The organism is Knoellia aerolata DSM 18566 (assembly GCF_000768695.1).
GTDB lineage: Bacteria > Actinomycetota > Actinomycetes > Actinomycetales > Dermatophilaceae > Knoellia > Knoellia aerolata.
The window spans coordinates 24,398-41,987 of the sequence record NZ_AVPL01000030.1; the positions used below are offsets into that span (position 1 = coordinate 24,398).

Consider the following 17,590-nt stretch of genomic DNA (forward strand, 5'->3'; position numbering starts at 1 on the left):
CTGTCGCCTCTCGCGCCGAAGCCACCTCGTTCCGAGGTGATCTCGGAGTTCGCACGATCCGTCTGGGTGTGGCCCGCTGCGGTCACCGCGACGGTCGCAGTGATCGGTCAACTCGTCGGAGCATGGGCAGCGGCCATGGTCATCGCCGTCATCGTGGCAGGCGCCACCGGGGTGCTGGCCCGTGCCGCCACGCCCTCACAACCACCCGCAGTCGCCATGGCATTGGCTGCGATCACGGGTGCTGTCCTCCTGGTGGTCCTATGGGCACAACGGGAGGCCATCAGCGACGCGCGGCCTGTACCGATTGGGCAATCGGTGACCCCCACCCCTAGCGCCTCCGACCCTGCCCCCTGACTCGTCGGGAAATGGTTCCAGACCACAAGGTTTGAGCTTCGAGTTACGCCCGTTCCCCTCTCGAAGGTGCGGAGCGGGTCGAGGCCCGTCGATTGGGTTGCCGTGAGACATGGAGTGGTCCCGCCAAGAAGACGTCCACGTCCTGAGGCCACAAGGTAATGCCGCGCCGCACGAGCGTCGTGCCACGGTTCCAATTTCCCCAAGAGCCTGCCTCCCTTGGGGAATCTCGCACATAGTGCCCCGGCGGCTGGGTGGTCGTAGTACGAGCGGGATCGGCCCGCCTCTGCTGCGAAAGGCACCCTTGCCATGTCTGCTCCGTTCATCGACATCAAGCCAAACACCAGCGGGCTTCCCGGACTCGACGCGCTTGAGACGATCGTCGGCGGCCTGCTCGCGTTCGGACTCGTTGCGGCTGTTGCCGGCATCGCCCTGTCAGCGGTTGCCTGGGCCATCGGTAGCCACTCTTCCAACCCGCACGTCGCCGGCAAGGGCAAGTCCGGCGTCCTCGTCGCTGCGGGTGCGGCGATGTTGCTCGGCGCCGCCAGCACGCTGGTCACCTTCTTCAACAACGCTGGCGCCGGGATCAGGTGATGCGGGCGCCTCGCCTGCCACGTGGCGCTGCTTTCGTGGCGCTGCTCGTGGTTGTCCTCGGTGCGATGTTCGGCGCTGCCGCCCACTTCGGTGGCGCGAGCGATCGTCCTCCCCCGGCCGCACCCCATCAGTCGGCGCCCGATGCCCGCGTCCCCAGCGCCGTGCCGAGCCTGCCAGACGGAACCACGGACGTGGCGCTTCAGGAGGGGCTCGCGAGGATCGCGTCGACCCCGCGCTACGAGGCGAAGTCGACGACCCCTCGCATCACTGGCGCGGCAACCGAGCAGGCCGATCTCTACTCCAATGAGTTTGTCCGTCGCCTTCTGTCACGCGACTACACGAAGGTCACGCGCGACTCGCACCTCGCCTGGGTCCAGGCCGAGTCCGCCGCCACGACCGAACCCTTGGTGATTGGCCTGGTGCCCAAGTCCGCGCGCGATCGGTTCGCCGTCTGGTCCGTGACCGACGCGACGGCCGGTCCGGCACCCGTCCCGTCTCAGACGGAGTGGACCCAACTGGCGAGTCGGCACACGGTCGACGTCGCGGAAGTCGAGCGCGTCCAGCAGCCCACCGTGTGGACGAATGCCGTCGCCAGCGGACGCATCACCGATCCCGGCGTCACGGCCCGCGAGGTCTCCGCGATGGTGACCCGCACCTCCGCTGCTGGCACGCAGCGGTTCAGCGTCGCGGTCAGCCTCAACCTCGAAGGACCACCAGTGCGGACGGCATTCGGCGTCGTCGGCGTCATCACCTTCACCTCGATCCCGGTGGGTCCGTCATGAGCTGCGAGGGTCCGAACAAGCTCAACCCGCTCTGCCTGATCCAGGGCTCGGTGAACGACGCCGCTGCAGGGGCCGCGACGTCCGCGTTCTCCCACATCGCCGGATACTTCGGTGAAGCATCGGTCAAGGCCACGACGTGGTTGTGGGAGCAGATCGACGAGGCGACCACCCTCGATCTCACCTCGCCGAATCTGCTGCGCGAGATGGCAATCACGGGAGCGATCGCCGCTGTGCTCTGCGTAGGCCTGTTCGCCATCCAGCTGATCCGTGCAGTCCTGCGCCAAGAACCCGGCGGCCTCCAACGCGCCCTATCGGGTCTCGTCACGGCCACCCTGGGAACTGCGTTGGCCCTCGCGGCCACCCGAGTCCTCCTTGCCGCGGTCGACGCGCTCAGCGCCGGTGTCGTCCAGGCCACCATGGACACCAACGTCGCTGGTCTGGGGGCCAAGCTCACCGTCGCTCGGCTCACCTCCCAATCAAATCCAGCTGTGGTGTTGCTGCTCTCCCTCGTGACGCTCGCGGCCGTCGTGATCGTGTGGGCGGCCATGTTGGCGCGCAAGCTCATGCTGCTGGTCGCTGCCGTACTGGCTCCGATCGCCTTCGCAGGCGCTGCCGCTGACTTCTCTCGCGCGTGGGTGCGGCGCTGGATCGAGTTCGTCGTCGCGATGATCGCGTCCAAACTCCTGCTCGTCCTCATCCTGTCCATCGGCGTGTTCGTCCTCGAGGGAGCCGGGCAGGCCGGCGACGGCGCGACCCAGCAAGCCACCCAACTCATTGGCGGCTCGTTGGTGCTGCTCATGGGTGGCCTCGCACCCTGGGTCTCGATCAAGATGTTTAGCTTCGCCGGGGAGTCCATCCATGCGGCGCACGCGGCGGCATCCCAGACCGGCACCGGTGCTCGCAGCGTCGCCGCGGCCCCTCAGAAGGTGGCGGCGATTCGAGCAACAGGTCGGGCGCTCCTGCCGGCCATGGCTGCAACTGGTGGCGCCGGGGCCGCCGCAGGACTGGCAGCGGGAGGTCGGCAGATGGCCCAACGGCGCCCCGGCCCACTCGAGAACGCCCCCCACCCCGGCCACCAACAGGCCGCCCACGGCCGGGGACCCTCCAACCGCTCGGCTGGGGCCGTCGAGTCTCGCGGTCCAGCCGCAGCCTCGGCCGCGACAAACGCGACGACCCCAGCCGAGTTCACCCTCAGGGAACCTCCGCGAGGTGGAGCTTCCGGAAGTGGCCCGCCCACCCACACGACACCCCCAGCGTCCGGGCCACAACCCACTTCGCCTTCACAAGGTCCGCACCAGCCGCCGCAGAAGAACTGATCAGGAGGCCTCGTCATGACCGACACCACATCCACGGCTCCCGCGATCCGCTTCGCGCGGCTGCCTCGCCGAGGGGTCCTCCTCGGCTTCTCGGCGCTGCGACTCGCCTCGCTGGGCTTCGCGGTCGCCATTCTTGTCCCGGCCCTGTTCGTAGGCGGGAGCCGAAGCGCCGCTCTCACCTCACCCCTTTGGGGAAGCGCCATCGCGGCAGCGTTCGTCCCATGGCGCGGCACGCCGCTGATCGAGTGGGTGCCCACCGCCCTCCACTACGCCTGGCGCGCAGCAACGAGGCAGACCCGCTTCCGCGCGCGGCCCGACCGGCCGCGGCCTGCAGGCACACTCGCGCTGCCGGGGGACGCGGCAGCCCTGCGCTTCCTCGTCGACCCCGACACCGGTGCCGCGATGCTGCACGATCCACACGCGCAGACCCTCACCGCGATCGCTCTGCTCAGGCACCCGTCGTTCGTGCTCCAGTCGCCGGACGAGCAGGCTCGCCGGGTCCATGGCTGGTCGCGCACCCTCGCCCACCTCGCCGCGACAGGCAGCGGCACGCGGGTCCAGATCCTCGAGGTCACGCTCCCAGACGCCGGACGCGGCATCACCGGCTGGTGGGAGACCCACGCCAGTGGGGACAGCGGCGCGTGGGTGGTCCGGCAGTACGAAGAGCTCATGACGACCGTTGTCCCGGCGGCCTCGGCCCATCGGACCCTCGCTGCTCTTTCGCTGGACCTGCGCAAGGCGCGACCGCTGCTTCGCCAGTCCGGTCGCGGCCTTGCCGGAGCGGCCGCCTTCCTCAAGCAGGAAATGACGTTGTTCCAGGCCAGCCTGAGAGCGGCCGAGATCCAAGTTCCCTGGTGGCTCGGTGAAGAGGACGTTGCCGCGACCCTGCGCACCGCCTACGACCCCGGCTTCGGCGCCACCGAGCAGGCCACCGCCAAGCTCGACACGGCCGGTCCCGTCGCGGTCGAGGAGCACTGGGGCCACCTCCAGCACGACACCGGCCACTCCGCGGTCCTGTGGGTGAGCGAGTGGCCCCGTGTCGCCGCTCCCCCGTTCTTCCTGCACTCCCTCGTCTTCCAGCCAGGGATCCGCAAGACGATCTCGATGACCTACGAGCCGATCCCGGCCGACGAAGCAATCCGCGACATCCGACGCGCCAAGGTCGAGTACGCCACTGACGCCGCCCAGAAGGCCAGGCTCGGTGTCATCGCCGACCTGTCCGATTCAGTCGAGGCCTCCGACGTCGTCGATCGTGAACGGGCTCTCATCTCGGGCCACGCCGACGTCCGGTTCACCGGTCTCGTCGCCGTGACCGCCGGCTCACTCGAGGAACTTGAGGCCTCGGTCGCCGAGATCGCCCGCGCCGCAATCCAGTCAGGCTGCGAAACCCGCAGGCTCTACGGCCAGCAGGCCCGCGCCTTTACCGCTGCCGCGCTCCCCCTCGGACGGAAGGTCTCCCGATGACCCGCCGGACCGATACCACCTTCTTCAGTGCGTCCGGGAAACGACGCCGTATGCCTTCCGTCCGGCCCACCGTTTCAGCTCTCCGATCGTTCGCTCACGTTCCGAATAGCGAAGGTGAGCCGAAGTCGAAGGGTGAGCGGACGGCATACCTGCCCGCCGGAGGCGAGAACGGACCGGAGGCCGGTCGATCACTGCGACGACTCCGAGTCCCGGCGCACCGCGCGACCTCGGACGTCGTCGCTGGTGCCTACCCGTTCCTGGCGGAGGCGGGGCTGGGGTCGGAGGGCGCCTACATCGGTCAGGACGCGTGGTCCGGCGGCGGGTTCTGCTTCGACCCGTGGGTGCTCTACGGCAACGGGGTGCTGACGAACCCGAACTGTCTACTCGCCGGGGTCGTGGGCAAGGGCAAGTCGTTCCTGGCGAAGTCCATGGCGACGCGCTCGATCGCGGTCGGGCGACGCGTCTACGTGCCCGGCGACCCGAAGGGTGAGTGGACCGCCGTCGCGGAAGCCGTGGGAGGGGCGTCGATCCAGCTCGGCGGTGGAACCCGGCACCGGCTCAACCCGCTCGACCCAGGACCGCGCGGGTCCTTGCTCGATGAGGACGCGTGGCAGCGGGAGGTCGCGCAGCGACGGCGCGTACTCGTCGGATCGCTCTCGGAGTCGGCGCTCGGGCGGCCGCTGCGGGCGGTCGAGCACACTGCCCTCGATGCGGCACTGACGTCTGCTGTGTCGTCGAGCGCCACACCCACGCTGCCGATGGTGGTGGACGCGATGCTCACCCCACGACTTGGGCTGCCGGGCGCGACCGCGCAGGAGCTGGCCCGGGACGGTCGCGAGGTCGGGCACGCCCTGCGACGTCTCGTGTCCGGTGACCTGGCCGGGCTGTTCGACGGTCCCTCGACGGTGTCTCTCGATCCTGCCTTGCCGATGGTGACGCTCGACCTGTCGCGCGTGCACGGTTCGGACCAGCTGATGGCAATGCTGATGACCTGCGCGTCGGCGTGGATGGAGTCGGCCCTGGCCGACCCAGCCGGCGGTCAGCGGTGGGTGATCTATGACGAAGCGTGGAGGCTCATGCGCCAGCCCGCGTTGCTCGCTCGGATGCAGTCGCAGTGGAAGTTGTCGCGTGGACTGGGGATCGCGAATCTGCTTGTCGTGCATCGCCTTTCGGATCTCGACGCGGTGGGGGATGCCGGATCCGAGGCGCGAGCGTTGGCACGGGGTCTGCTGGGTGACTGCTCGACCAAGATTGTGTACCAGCAGGAGGTCAGCGAGGCTCGGCATGCAGCCGAGCAGTTGGGCCTGACCACTGCCGAACGGGATCAGCTTCCGGATCTGCAGCAGGGTGAAGGGCTTTGGCGGGTTGGCGGCCGGGCTTTCGTGGTCAGGCACCTTGCGACCGACGCCGAGAGATCCGTCTTCGACACCAGCCAGCGGATGACGTCGACAGTCAGCTGAGAGGCTGTGCGGGGGACCCGACTCCACGTACGGGTGTCGCTGCCCGCGCCTATGGTCGTCGTATGACCCAGGTGCTCAGCTACGACGGACACGAGGTGAGCCTTGACGCGCTGTATGCACGCATGTGGGCCCTCGGTGTCGACGATCGCGGCGATGGCACACGTCTGTACAGTCCGCGGCCCGGCACCGGCGAGGCGCTGAAGTGGCTCATCGCTGACTTGGCGGGCATTCCAACTCAGACGGGCAAGGCGACGCCGACGCTTCACCGCCTCCGTCAGCTCGCCCATCGAGCCCTCCTCGACAACGGGTGGGCAGAGCGGATCTCGCAGACATCGTTCCGATTGCTGTCTGCTCCGACCTCCGACGCCAACGCTGCACCCGCCAGCGAGCCCGCGTCGGATCCCGACGACTCGGGGCAAGCGATCGATGGTGTGGCTGTGGAGTCGGTCAGCGACGACGACTCCACACGTCTGCGGTTGGGAGGGCTGACCTGGAGCGATTGGGTCCCACTCGCTACCGCAGCTGCCCAAGCCGCAACTTCCCCGGGCATCTATGCCTTTAGGAGCGAGGGTCAGATCGTCTACGTCGGCATGGCCGGCGAACGACGTGGCTCGGGCGTTCGCGGCCGCCTTCGCGTCTACGCACGAGGTCGCGGCGCCGTGTCAGGGTTCGGCGAGGCGGCCCTCGACCGCGCTTTGGCTGACCCGGACTGGCTGGCGGGCCGCCTGGATAACCTCAACACCAACGGACCTAAACGAACGAAGGACTGGGCCATCGCAGCGCTGAACCGGGTCCCGTTCGATGTCTGCTGGTCGGCCGCCGAGTCCGCTGGTCAAGCCCGCGACTGGGAGACCGGCGTTCTCGAAGAGTTGGAAGACCTCGAGCTCTGGAACCGCGCTCGACCCAAGCCGCGAGGTGGAATTTCCATCGACAGCTGAGCTGATTGGCGTGCACGGTGCCCCCGCCCTCTCGTTTCCCGAGTGCATGGAAAACGGGAGGGATCAGCGTGACGATCACTGAGACTGGGCTGGCATCCGGTTGGCCAGCGCTGCTTTTCGCGGTCGGCTTCGGGCTCTTGTATCTGGTCGAGCGGAACGGGATCAGATCCGGCGGTCGCGAGCCTCGCCGAAGCCGGCTCTCTTCCCACGCGGCGCGTCGGAGCGAAGTGCAGCGCGCAGCTGGTGGGCGCCGGCTTCGAACGAGCGCCGCAACGCTGCTCCCGGGCCGTGCTGGGCTGAGCCTGCGAGACGTCGGCTACCGCATCGGCAGTTCCCGAGGAGTTGCTTGTCATGCCTCAATCGAGGACTCGGTCGTCATCCTCGGGCCACCCCGCTCGGGCAAGGGTCTGCACTTGGCGATCCCGCTCATCCTAGACGCGCCTGGCGCCGTCGTCACCACCAGCACGCGCCCGGACAACCTCGCGGTCACGCTTCGTTCGCGTCGGGCGACCGGCCCCGTAGCGGTATTCGACCCGCAAGGCCTCGCAACCGGCATACGGTCCTCAACGCGTTGGTCCCCGATTCGTGGCTGCAGGGATCCGCACGTCGCGATGATCCGCGCGACGGGTCTGACCTCCGGTGGCGCCGACGGCACCACCGACTCCAACTTTTGGCAGACATCTGCCGAGCAGGCCGTTCGGTGCCTCCTGCACGCTGCGGACCTCGGCGGCCGAACCACTCGCGACCTCTATCGGTGGTCTCTGTCCGCGATTCACGCCAGCGAGGCCGTACACATCCTCGCCACCCACGAGAGTGCGGCCCACGCGTGGGACCAGGCCTTGGACGGCATTCTCAACGCCGACCCTCGCCAACGTGACTCCGTCTGGGCGATGGTGACCATTGCCTTCAACGCGCTCGGCGACCCCACGGTCCTAGATGCACTTTGCCCTGACGCCGGGGAGGACTTCGACCCGGACGCCTTCCTGGCCGCTGAGGGCACCCTCTACCTGCTCGGCACCTCCACCGGCGCGACCGCAACCTCCGGCATCGTCGCCGCCTTCATTGAGGACATCGTCGAAGCTGCTCGACGCCGCGCGGCCAGGTCCCCTGGCGCGCGGCTCGACCCGCCGCTCTCCCTCGTCCTCGACGAAGCAGCGAACTACCCACTCCCCTCCCTGCCCTCGCTCATGTCCGACGGTGGCGGCACCGGCATCTCCACCATCGTCGTCCTGCAATCTCTGGCCCAGGCTCGCCACGTCTGGAGCGAACACGCGGCCCAAGCCATCTGGGACGCCGCCATCGTCAAGATCATCTTGGGCGGCGGGTCGAATGCCCGCGACCTCGACGACCTGTCCCGCCTCATCGGCCAACGAGAGAAGACCACTAGGTCTACGAGTCGTGGCGCCGACGGCCGCCGTTCCACATCTACTTCCAACAGCAAGGTCCCCATCGTCGAACCCGCCCAGCTGCGCACTCTGCCGTTCGGCACAGCCATCCTGCTTATGCGCGCCGCTCCTGCTATTGCGCTCACCCTCCATCCATGGACAAAGCGCACTGCCGCGAAACAGCTGACCGCTGACCGCGCCGCCGTCGAGGCCGAGATTCGCTCGGGCGTCGTTGTCGCGCCGAGTCCAGCGGCATGACAACCGACGGTGGTCGGGCCGCGACGGCGCGACTTCCAGCGCAGTCGCCGATGGGCGGTGGCCCCGTCCACGTGCCGTCGCTCAACGGCAATGAATACGACGCTTTGCTCACCGACCTCCGGCTTTGGGTTGCGGGTCTCGTCTCGAGATTCGCCCTGGACGTCCGCACCATCCCGCCCTGTTGGGAGCGGCACAACGCAATGGTCGAAACTCTTGCTGCCCTTCGCGACGCCGAACGCGCCTGCTTCGTCGATAGGCCCCCACCCAGCGCGGGGCTCGATTGGATCAGAGCGGTGCGGGACAGTGTCGTCTACCTCCGCGACCAAGCTGCCGTCACCCGATGCACTGCTCATGAGCACCGCGACCCGATGAGTCCATTGACCTCGTGATCGACCAAGCAGAAGGATTCCACCGGAAGTCCCCCTGTCATGGCCCGTAAGCAGGCACCCGCATGGCAGCGCGGTCGTGTAGACGCCACTCGCGACTGTTAGACGATTGTCGGTAGGACCGAATAGACGCAGCGAACGTCAGCTCTCCACGAGCCGAGCGCGCGATTCGCAGCTGACATGGATCCAGCCCTCTCGCCGGGCTGCGTCCAGCGCTTCCTGTGGTGGCTTGACGGTGAGACCAAGGTCGCGAGCGCGTGCCACGAGTGCACAGACGACGGCGTCGCATACGTCATCGCTTGAGAAATGAGGAACGAGACCCTCCTCGGCCATCAGGAAGGTGAACTCTCACGGAGCTGAGGCCAGTTCTGCTTCTTCTTTCCTAGGCTCCAGGCTGACAAGGCAGCAGCCGGGTAGGTCTCGCACAGTGCGCCCTCGAGGCCTGCTCTGTCGATCTTCACGCCATCGCAGACCAGCTGGGCCTCGATCAGCGCCCACATCGCCGCCGTGGCGCCGAGTAGCTGAAACGAGGCGGGAAGTGGTCGCGTCTTGATCCGACTGTCGTCGGTGAGCAATCGGTCGGTTCGGCGTTGTGCGACCTCCCTCGTTCGCCAGTGGTCCCAGTCCGCCATCACTGGGCATCGCTCCTGCGGACAGCGGTGCTCTGTGGCGGTCCGTCATCAACGTCACGAACAGGTCGGGCCAGCCGAACGGCACGTCGACCGCCCAAGTGCTTTCACGGTGATCGGCGACTAACGCAGGAATGTCGGTGGCTCGCAATGGGAACCGGACGTCCACCACGCGGGCCTCACCCGGAGTTGACCAATCGAGTGCCACGGCCGCGGTCTTGCGCTTGTTCGTTGACAGGTCGAGTCCCCAAGTCACGTTATGCATGCTCTGCATCCTCGCGCCCCACAGCGAAAACTCGGCGGCGGCTCGCAGCGTGGTCTCTCATCTAGGCCGAGGTGAGTGGCGACCGCGCCTCGAGGTAATCCTGGATGGGCGTGAAGTCTGTGTAGCGCTCGTGGAACTCGCGCTTCCAGTCATCGTGGCCGGCCACAGTGCTCACGACGTCGTCGATGGCGCAGAAGCGCAGGGTGCCTGCATGGCCCTCAGCGAGTTGGGCGGCCACCGTGCGGACCACCGCCTTGGCGCTCTCATCTTGACGGCAGGCGACTACGACTTCAGTGAACTCTTCGTAGAGTCGCCCGCCCATGCTGTCCGTGACTAGCTCGTGGGTTCGTTGTGCGAGCAGCTGGTTGTACCAGAACTGCAGGTTCTTTCGGTGTTCGATGAGTCTGGATTCGGCCCCAGTCAGCCACGCTCGGAGCCGGGTTTCTCTCGCGTACTTGTCGCGGGCAGCGCTTCCCTCCGGCGGGATCTTCAGACCCTTGGCGAGATCCTCGTGGTACTTGGTTTCGATGCCGATGAACCCCTTGGACTCGCCTGGGAGTGTGTACTCGACGAACGCGTCGAAGGCTGACCCGCCAAGCGGGGCCGCACCTAGCTCCGACACCGAAGGCGAGTACTCCAACCGGATTCGGGAGACCGAGACTGCCCGGGCCGCGTAGAGGCGTACCCACGGCAGGAGTGCATTCGCGTCTACCTGGCTGAGGTACCCGAAGAGGTTGAAGCATAGGGGTTGCGAAGACAGGAGATTCCGGCGAAGCCGATCCTCATAGATGATTCCTGCACCGGCGGTGAGCTCTGACTTCGCCACGTCGTAGGCGTCGATTGATGCGGGCCACATCAGGTTGGGGGCAAAGCCAGCCACGGTCGCCGGCAGCATTGAGACCACGAGGGGGTTGTGTGAACGCGGGGGCTTGTCGAGTTTGAGTGGAGGGTGCAGGACTCCAGCCTCACGAATGCCCCGACACGCTTGCCGCCACCACGCCTGCTGCAGACGAAGACCCGCCTGCAGCGGATTGTCGGAGCTCACCCGCCAAGACGGATCATGCCAAGGGGCGGTGGGATCGGCAGGGGCCATACAGAAGGTATATCCCGACGCGTCCGCTATCGCTGCTGCCAGCGCTTGAGGCGAGCACCGTCCCGTGCCCTCCTGGCGGCGGTGTGACGCAGGTTTGGATCAACCGAGTGGCGCCGTCGTAGGGGCGGCGCCTCTTCAAGACATTTTGATCGTCAAGCTCCCGGTCGCGGCGGAGCCTCCGCGTCGAGCGGACGTCAGTTCACGGTCACGCTGTACCGGCGCTTGGGGATGCGCGGGTAACCACGACTGATGCGGTTCTCGGAGTAGAGAATCCTCAGCAGCCTGTCGTGGATGTCGTCGAAGTTGAACTCGAAAGAGTCCCCCGGGTTGGTGATGCGGTTGTACGGGCCCCCGAGGTGCTTGAACGTCTCGATAACGTGGTCCGCAACGGCGGCCGGTGAGGCTGCGTCTAGAAGGCGCAGCATCCGAGCCACGTCTTGGTCGTTGTGACCGTCACCGACGCGGGCGATGCGGACGACCACGGCGGGATCGAGAGCGACCGCGTGCTTGTCAGCGTACTTAGCCACGGCCTTCAGCGCGGCCCAGTCGTCCTCGGAAACGTACGAGTTCACGTTCCTGAGGACCTCGCCGGCCACCTTCGCCGCCGTCCCGGCGTCGCTGAGCGCGTCGGCGACCATGCCGTCGAGCAGCTCGGGGCTCAGGAACGACTCGATGCGGCCGGAAACCTTGATGGCTGGGCCGAGAGCGGCCCATCCGCCGAGTCGTACACACGCGAAGGTCACCTCGTCATCGGCGACGAGGTCGGCCGCGAGCAGCAGGGCGAACAGGTCGCTGGCCTCGCAGCCGATGTCGTCGACCACTAGTGGCGTCGCCGGCTCCAGCGAAGTCGCCAGATCGACGCGAACCTGCGTGGCGAGGGTGCTGGCGTTCAGGACGGCGACCGCAGCGTCCTGTCGGTCGAGTTCGCTTCCGTCGGCGTCGGTGCTGTCCCCGTCCTCATCGACGTACACGCGACCTGCCTTCTCCAGCAAGCCGCCCAAGTGCTCGTCGAGGTCGCCGCCCCGAGCCGCGCGGTACCTCTCGAGGTTGGCCAGGGAGGCACGGAACAAATTGGCGGCCGCGAGCGCCGATCACGTTGAGTCCGGCGCGTCCTGCAGTTGATGGAGCGTCGCTGTCGGCGCGGTATGCGCCAGTAGTGCGGCCACCTCACCTGAGCCTGGGTCTGCTACCTCCCCGTCCTCGAAGTCGGCGACAAGGTCCTCCAGCACGGCGACGAGGGTCTCGGCCGTGTTAACCGCATAGTCGGTGCGCTCGTCGTTCTTAACGGCGCCGAGGTAGGACGACAGACCCTGGCAGCAGCGCTTGTAGACGTCGCGGCGCCCCCGGACCGCTTCTAGCGGCAAACCCTCGTCGTCGCTGAGACCGAGCGCCGTGCGTAGGTTCTCAGCGGTGAGCTTGTAGCGGTCTCCCGCCACAGCACGCTCGCGAACGTCGGGACGCAGAGGCCGAAGCTGGGCAAAGAGGACCTTCGTGCGTTGCAGCAGCGTGTCGATGCGCTCCAGCGGCCGTTCGGACGACTGTCCCTCGGTCCGCCCGGGCACGTCGTCGCTCTCGCCGAGCGGCTCCTCGCCGCACAGCCAGCGCATGTCGCGGTAGTGGGTTTCGAAGAAGGCGCGGACCTCATCATCGAGCTCGTAGGTTGCGTGCGTGTCGAAGCCGCCCACCGCCGCGTTGACCAGCGAGGCGCGCGCAGCCGTAGGGACACCATCATCACTGACGAGGTAGGTGTATACGTCCCGCCACCGGCATGCGGCCAGAAGCGAAGCAAGCTTTTCGCCCTCGGCGCGCTCCGAGGTGAAGTACGCGGACAAGAACTCGCGGGGCTCTTCACTCGCCCAACTGGCGATGAGTTGTCCAGCCACAACACGAGCCGCAGCCCGGTCAGTGGTGAGCAGGTGATTTACGATGTCGATATTCCAGGCGGCCACTGACTCGAGCAGTTCCTCGCCGGCATCCTGCGCCTCGGCAAGTAGGTTCGCGACAGCCCCCTCGTTGTCGCCCACGCGGTGCCTGCTGAGGTCGTAGTCGATGGACATGACGTTCGGCTGTACGTGCTGGACCATGAAATTGGCGACGTCAACGCCGGTGAAGTTCCCGTAGAACTGTGCCGCGTAAAGCGAGAAGTTCCGGTCGATGTACCCGCGTCGGACGAGCTCCGCGGCAAGCTTCGACTTCAGAGTTGCGGCCACCAGCTGTGCGAACGTCTGTGGCTGCTCCGGCTTTGGCCGCGGCAGCAGACGCAGGGCCTCGCCGTCGGTAGGAGTGAGGGTGAACTGCGACGCCTTGACCAAGTCCTCGAACGTGGCACGGCGCAGCAGGTCGATCTCCGCCTCTATGTCGGCCAGCGGTCGCGCAGCATTCGCCTCGTCGAACTCGGTCCACCGGTGCGCTTGGAGCGCGTCGGGTACGAACGTGGTAAGCCAGTTCGCGTCGAGGGTGGCGACGTTGCGATGCTGGTTGCTGGTCTCGCTGTTCATAACCGCGATGGTGAACGACCGGGCCTCCGCGACGGCGGCCCAGAACTCGTAGGTGGGCAAGTCCTTCGGCGAGTAAAACGTCGAGCCGACGCCGAAGCGCAGCACCGTCCAGCCGTAGGGGTTGTTGGTCTTGAGCAGCAAAGCGGCGTAGTCGCTGAGGAGCTCTCCCATGCGTTCGGCATCCCGGTCCCGGGTCCGCACCCGCTGCTCCTCGGACTCCAGGTCGCGCTTGCGCCGGTGGAGTCCAGCGATGTTCTCGCGGACCAGTCGCTGCGCGAGGTCGTAGAGCCGGTCAAGGTCGCTGTCGCGCCGGGTGATGTTCTCGAAGTCCTCGAGGTGAAAGTTCTTGTAGACAACCAACGCGAACAGGTGGGTGGCGTCCAGATCGGGCGCGGTCTTCGTAGGCTCGACCGGCTGCAGGAGACGCTCGGAGAAGATCAGGTACTCGTTGCACATGTTGCGCATCAGGCGCATGTCCGTGCAGTGCCGTGCAACCGTGTTCACCAGCCGCCGTTCGATTCCGGCCACGCCGCGTTCCTCGAGCAGGCCAGCGAGCAGGTCTCGGGCGTTGCGGTGGGAGATGAACGGCACCAAGGGGATGACGACGTCGAAGAACTTGGTCCTGTTCGCACGCTGAGTCTCCGCAGCAGCCTCATCGAGCTCGGAGACCCGGGCACCGCCCGGCGTCGAGTGCGGCTCCGATTTCGCAGTCGAGTCTGGGTCCTGGGCCTTCCCGTTGGGGTCGCTGTTCTCGGTCTCGCGCCCCTTGTTGGCAGGGCTGGCGTCGATCTTGCTGAAGACGCTGTCGCGCACCGCGTAGATGAACCGCAACGGTTCACTCTGAGGCGACCCGGTCGCACCCGGGTCCCGGCGCCGTTTTGGGGTGTTGTTCAACAGCACGTTCAGCTCTCGCAGAGCCTCGAAAATGTAGGGGTCCTCGAACCGGTCGAGGTCCTCGAAAACGACGAAGTCCTTCGCCTCGTGATCGAAGTAGTGGACGATCTCGTCGATGTACTTGTCGAAGAACGTCTTCGGCGCTGCAGTCAACGTGAGCGCTGCCCCGCCCGCCGACACGTCGGAGACGCTAAAGCGGTCATAGGTCAGCATCCGGACCACGCTGCCCAGACCCGTCACCAGGACCGTTGCCCCCAACCACACGAGAACCCGCCAAAACACCGCTGCGTCGCTGCCTGGCCACTTCATGTGCGGCAGAACACCGAACAGGTACGCGAGCACGCCCAACGGGACTACAACGAGCGCGGACTGCAACCAAGCCTGACGCCAGCTCAGGACCGCGATCTTGTTGAAGCGCGAGTTCCTCCCAACCTTGGAAGAAGCGCCGTACAGCAGCTGCTTGACAATCTCCTTCTGGATTCGGTTCGTCGTGCTCTCGCCCTCCTCACCCGGAGCAAGGGTCGAGATTGCGAGCCGCAACACCTTCTTTCCGCGCTTGCGCGCGAACTCATCCAGCACGCTCGACTTGCCCGCGCCGTAGCGACCAGTCACGGCGACGTTCCGGTTGTCGGGATCCTTTACGGCCTCTTCGAGGCGTCGCAGGTAGGTCCCGTGCTGTGCCTCCACGTACCTCGGAGTCAGCGATTCGAGACGCATGTCAGCGAAAGTCGGTTCTGCTCCGTCGTCCTGGACCTCGGTGTCCGGTGACCGGTCCGCCGTGTTTTCCGATGCGGTTGACCCGGCGGCGCGCCTCCCTCCGTCCACGAGGATTCCCTGCGGAACCGTGTGAACAGGTTCGGGACGGATCGTGGTCCGAGGCTTCGCGGCACCCTTTGCCTCGCCACTCTCCTGTGCTGTGTTCGTCACCGCGTCCCCTCCGTGTCCGTCCGCTTCTGCACTTGAGACCGAGTTCGGACCCGCAGCGTCCGGCATGCATGGCTGGACGGTCGCGCGTCCTCCACCCCGGAAATCCTGGCTGGGTCCGATTTCTGCTCGTGGCCGTCACAGTAACCGCGACCGCCGACACCAAGGCAGGTTTCCCACATCCCCTCGGGGTGCACTCCAGGCACTGCCGCACTGGCCGTGCCGAGAGGCCGCTGCTGCCTGATTCGACCGGAGTGTCGTGTCCAGCGCCAGCGCCAGCACCACGCGCTCGCGTGGGAGCTCTGCAGCCCAAGGTGGGCAAGGGCGTCGCGCACCCTAGGCCACATCACTCTGGGCGAAGTGGGGCATGCCAACAACTGCTGCCCCGACTGCGGCCTCACTCTGGGTGCCCCGCTCTCACGGTGTCCTCCCCATAGCGCGACATCGTGTCGCGCGGGGAGGTCGAACCGATGAGCTGCACCACGGACGGGGACCCCGCCACCGAGAACTCGAAGCAAGAGGACCTCGAGTCCCTCGCCCTGCGGATGGCCATCAACAATCACGCCCTGATCGAGAGGGAGAGTGATTCGCCCTACCTCGAAGGACGTCGCAACGCCTTCCTTCTGATGGCCGTAGCCGTCGAGACCCAAGACGAACCCACCCTCAGCCGCACCGTGACGCAGCTCCGCCATGCACTGGACGGTGGTGCCACCGAAGTCGAAGAGCTGCGCGACATCATCACCAGATCAACTGGTCGGCCCCCCACCCCAACGCCCACTCTCGAATGGGTGGGCCCCAGGGCCTTCCACGCCCGCCACGGCGACCGAGGCCTCGACGAGGACTTCGGCATGCGCTGGGGCGCCAAGCACGACGTCCGCATCTCCTTCAAACGCCACCCCGGCGCCACCGAGGGCCTGCTCTACGCCTATGACAAGACGTGGGACACCTACGCCGTCATCGCCGTCACGACCAGCCGCTCCCTGGTCCAGCAGACCTACCGTCGAGCCCTCGCCACCAACCCGGACATGACCGCCGAGCACTTCGCCCGCCACCACCACACCATCACCGCCGTCGCGCGCACGACGGCCCTAGCACGGGCGGTATCGCTGTGACTGCCACCGGCACCATCGACGTCGCCGACGTCCGTGCCCGCCACCGCATCGAGGATGTGGTCGCCGCCTCCGGAGTCGAACTCCGTCCCACCGGCAAGTCCCTCCTGGGCTGCTGCCCGCTCCACGAGGACCACACCGCGTCCCTGTCCGTCGGCGGCATCCCCGACCGGTTCCACTGCTTCGGCTGCGGCGCCTCCGGAGACGTCATCGAATACGTCGCCCGCCTGCGCAACCTCACGTTCCGAGACGCCGTCGCCTACCTCGAGAACGACCACGACCTCGGTATGTCGTCCGCTCGCCGAGCGCCCGCCTCTCCCTTGCCGCAGCCGCCCACCATTGACGTCGTCCCGGAGCGGGCGTGGGAGATCAACGAGCTGGCGTGGCAACGCTGGACCCGGCCGGTCAACCACGAGTTCGCTCTCTCCTGGCTGCGGAACCACCGCGGACTCGACGTCGCCCCGGTCGAGGCAGCACTCGAGTCCCACGTCGTCGGGCACACCGGCGCCGAATGGGCCACGACGACCCGCCACCTCAGCCGCGCCGGCGTGAGCGACGACGAGTTGCTGGCTCTCGACCTGTCGCAGCGCACCCGTCGAGACACGCTCATCGACACCCTGCGCGGACGGCTGGTCGTCCCGGTTCGCGACTCCGAGGGTCATCTGACCGGGTTCATCGGCCGCCAGACTCTCGAGACCTCCCGTGGGCCACGTTACCGAAACCCCACGCGCACAGCCGTGTTCGACAAGTCGACCATGCTCTTCACGCTCGTGTCCCACCCCAGCCCGCCGGCGCACGCTGTCGTCGTCGAAGGACCCTTAGACGTCCTCGCCGTTGCGGCTGCGGGAGTGTCGACCAGCCTCCCCGTCGTGGCCGTGTCCACCGGCGGCACCAGCGTCAGCCGCGACCAAGCCCGCCAGGTCTCGGCCTTGTCGTCGCAGCGGGCGTACCTCGCCCTCGACGGCGACGCTGCCGGACGCGACGGCGCGACCCGATGGGTCGACCTGCTGTACCGGCAGCTCCATCACCCCATCGCCGTCGCGGACCTTCCCGCCGGTCGGGATCCCGCCGACTGGATCGCCGAACACGGTCCCAGCGCGCTCCGCAGCCTGCTCACCCAAGCCCGCCACCCGGCATACGAACTCGCACAGCTGGCCCCCCGCGGACCGGCAGCCGCGCCGGCGACCGCGTTCACCCCTCACCTGTGAAGAAAGCACCTCCATGACCATGACCGCCCGAGCCCA

The 17,590-nt window shown here is 67.1% G+C and carries 13 protein-coding genes; 9 read left to right on the forward strand and 4 right to left on the reverse strand.

From position 1 onward, the window contains the following. The first annotated feature begins 660 nt into the window (after nucleotides 1–660). From N801_RS11640 to N801_RS20285, 7 genes are all read left to right on the forward strand, one after another. A complete protein-coding gene (locus tag N801_RS11640; RefSeq protein ID WP_035937898.1) occupies nucleotides 661–945 on the forward strand; it encodes a DUF6112 family protein in 285 nt (94 codons plus the stop codon). A 35-nt stretch (nucleotides 946–980) separates the two neighbouring features. Then, entirely contained in the window at nucleotides 981–1,727 is a 747-nt protein-coding gene (locus N801_RS11645; RefSeq protein ID WP_035937899.1) for a hypothetical protein, read from the forward strand. Beyond that, nucleotides 1,724–3,043: a hypothetical protein gene (locus tag N801_RS11650; RefSeq protein WP_035937900.1), complete on the forward strand. Its 1,320-nt coding sequence runs from the start codon at nucleotides 1,724–1,726 to the stop codon at nucleotides 3,041–3,043. Before N801_RS11645 ends, N801_RS11650 begins: the two co-directional genes overlap by 4 nt. A gap of 15 nt (nucleotides 3,044–3,058) precedes the next feature. Further along, a complete protein-coding gene (locus tag N801_RS11655) occupies nucleotides 3,059–4,507 on the forward strand; it encodes an SCO6880 family protein (protein ID WP_035937903.1) in 1,449 nt (482 codons plus the stop codon). After that, nucleotides 4,504–5,967, forward strand: coding sequence for a putative type IV secretion/conjugal transfer ATPase (locus N801_RS11660; protein ID WP_035937905.1), 1,464 nt, complete (start codon nucleotides 4,504–4,506; stop codon nucleotides 5,965–5,967). Before N801_RS11655 ends, N801_RS11660 begins: the two co-directional genes overlap by 4 nt. A gap of 62 nt (nucleotides 5,968–6,029) precedes the next feature. Beyond that, the gene (locus N801_RS19805; protein ID WP_052112907.1) at nucleotides 6,030–6,905 is read left to right on the forward strand and encodes a hypothetical protein; all 876 of its coding nucleotides are present in this window, start codon (nucleotides 6,030–6,032) and stop codon (nucleotides 6,903–6,905) included. 227 nt (nucleotides 6,906–7,132) lie between these two features. Next, on the forward strand, nucleotides 7,133–8,548 hold the full coding sequence (locus N801_RS20285) for a type IV secretory system conjugative DNA transfer family protein (protein WP_281175692.1): 1,416 nt from the start codon (nucleotides 7,133–7,135) through the stop codon (nucleotides 8,546–8,548). 718 nt (nucleotides 8,549–9,266) lie between these two features. Here the strand turns inward: N801_RS20285 and N801_RS21060 are convergent. From N801_RS21060 to N801_RS11690, 4 genes are all read right to left on the reverse strand, one after another. Further along, on the reverse strand, nucleotides 9,267–9,566 hold the full coding sequence (locus N801_RS21060; protein ID WP_169744259.1) for a DUF429 domain-containing protein: 300 nt from the start codon (nucleotides 9,564–9,566) through the stop codon (nucleotides 9,267–9,269). Nucleotides 9,567–9,889: 323 nt separating this feature from the next. Continuing rightward, nucleotides 9,890–10,921: a PGN_0703 family putative restriction endonuclease gene (locus N801_RS19810; RefSeq protein ID WP_342666919.1), complete on the reverse strand. Its 1,032-nt coding sequence runs from the start codon at nucleotides 10,919–10,921 to the stop codon at nucleotides 9,890–9,892. 194 nt (nucleotides 10,922–11,115) lie between these two features. Beyond that, nucleotides 11,116–11,892, reverse strand: coding sequence for a hypothetical protein (locus N801_RS11685; RefSeq protein WP_169744260.1), 777 nt, complete (start codon nucleotides 11,890–11,892; stop codon nucleotides 11,116–11,118). Between the two features lie 120 nt (nucleotides 11,893–12,012). Beyond that, on the reverse strand, nucleotides 12,013–15,240 hold the full coding sequence (locus N801_RS11690) for a YobI family P-loop NTPase (RefSeq protein ID WP_156996724.1): 3,228 nt from the start codon (nucleotides 15,238–15,240) through the stop codon (nucleotides 12,013–12,015). A 467-nt stretch (nucleotides 15,241–15,707) separates the two neighbouring features. Here N801_RS11690 and N801_RS21070 point away from each other — a divergent pair, with 467 nt between their 5' ends. Together N801_RS21070 and N801_RS11700 are read left to right on the forward strand one after the other, a co-directional pair. Further along, nucleotides 15,708–16,349 (forward strand): hypothetical protein, encoded by a 642-nt coding sequence (locus N801_RS21070; RefSeq protein ID WP_035937915.1) that lies wholly within the window; start codon nucleotides 15,708–15,710, stop codon nucleotides 16,347–16,349. Further along, on the forward strand, nucleotides 16,346–17,554 hold the full coding sequence (locus N801_RS11700; RefSeq protein WP_035937917.1) for a CHC2 zinc finger domain-containing protein: 1,209 nt from the start codon (nucleotides 16,346–16,348) through the stop codon (nucleotides 17,552–17,554). The genes N801_RS21070 and N801_RS11700 overlap by 4 nt, the downstream gene beginning before the upstream one ends. The last annotated feature ends 36 nt before the right edge of the window (nucleotides 17,555–17,590 follow it).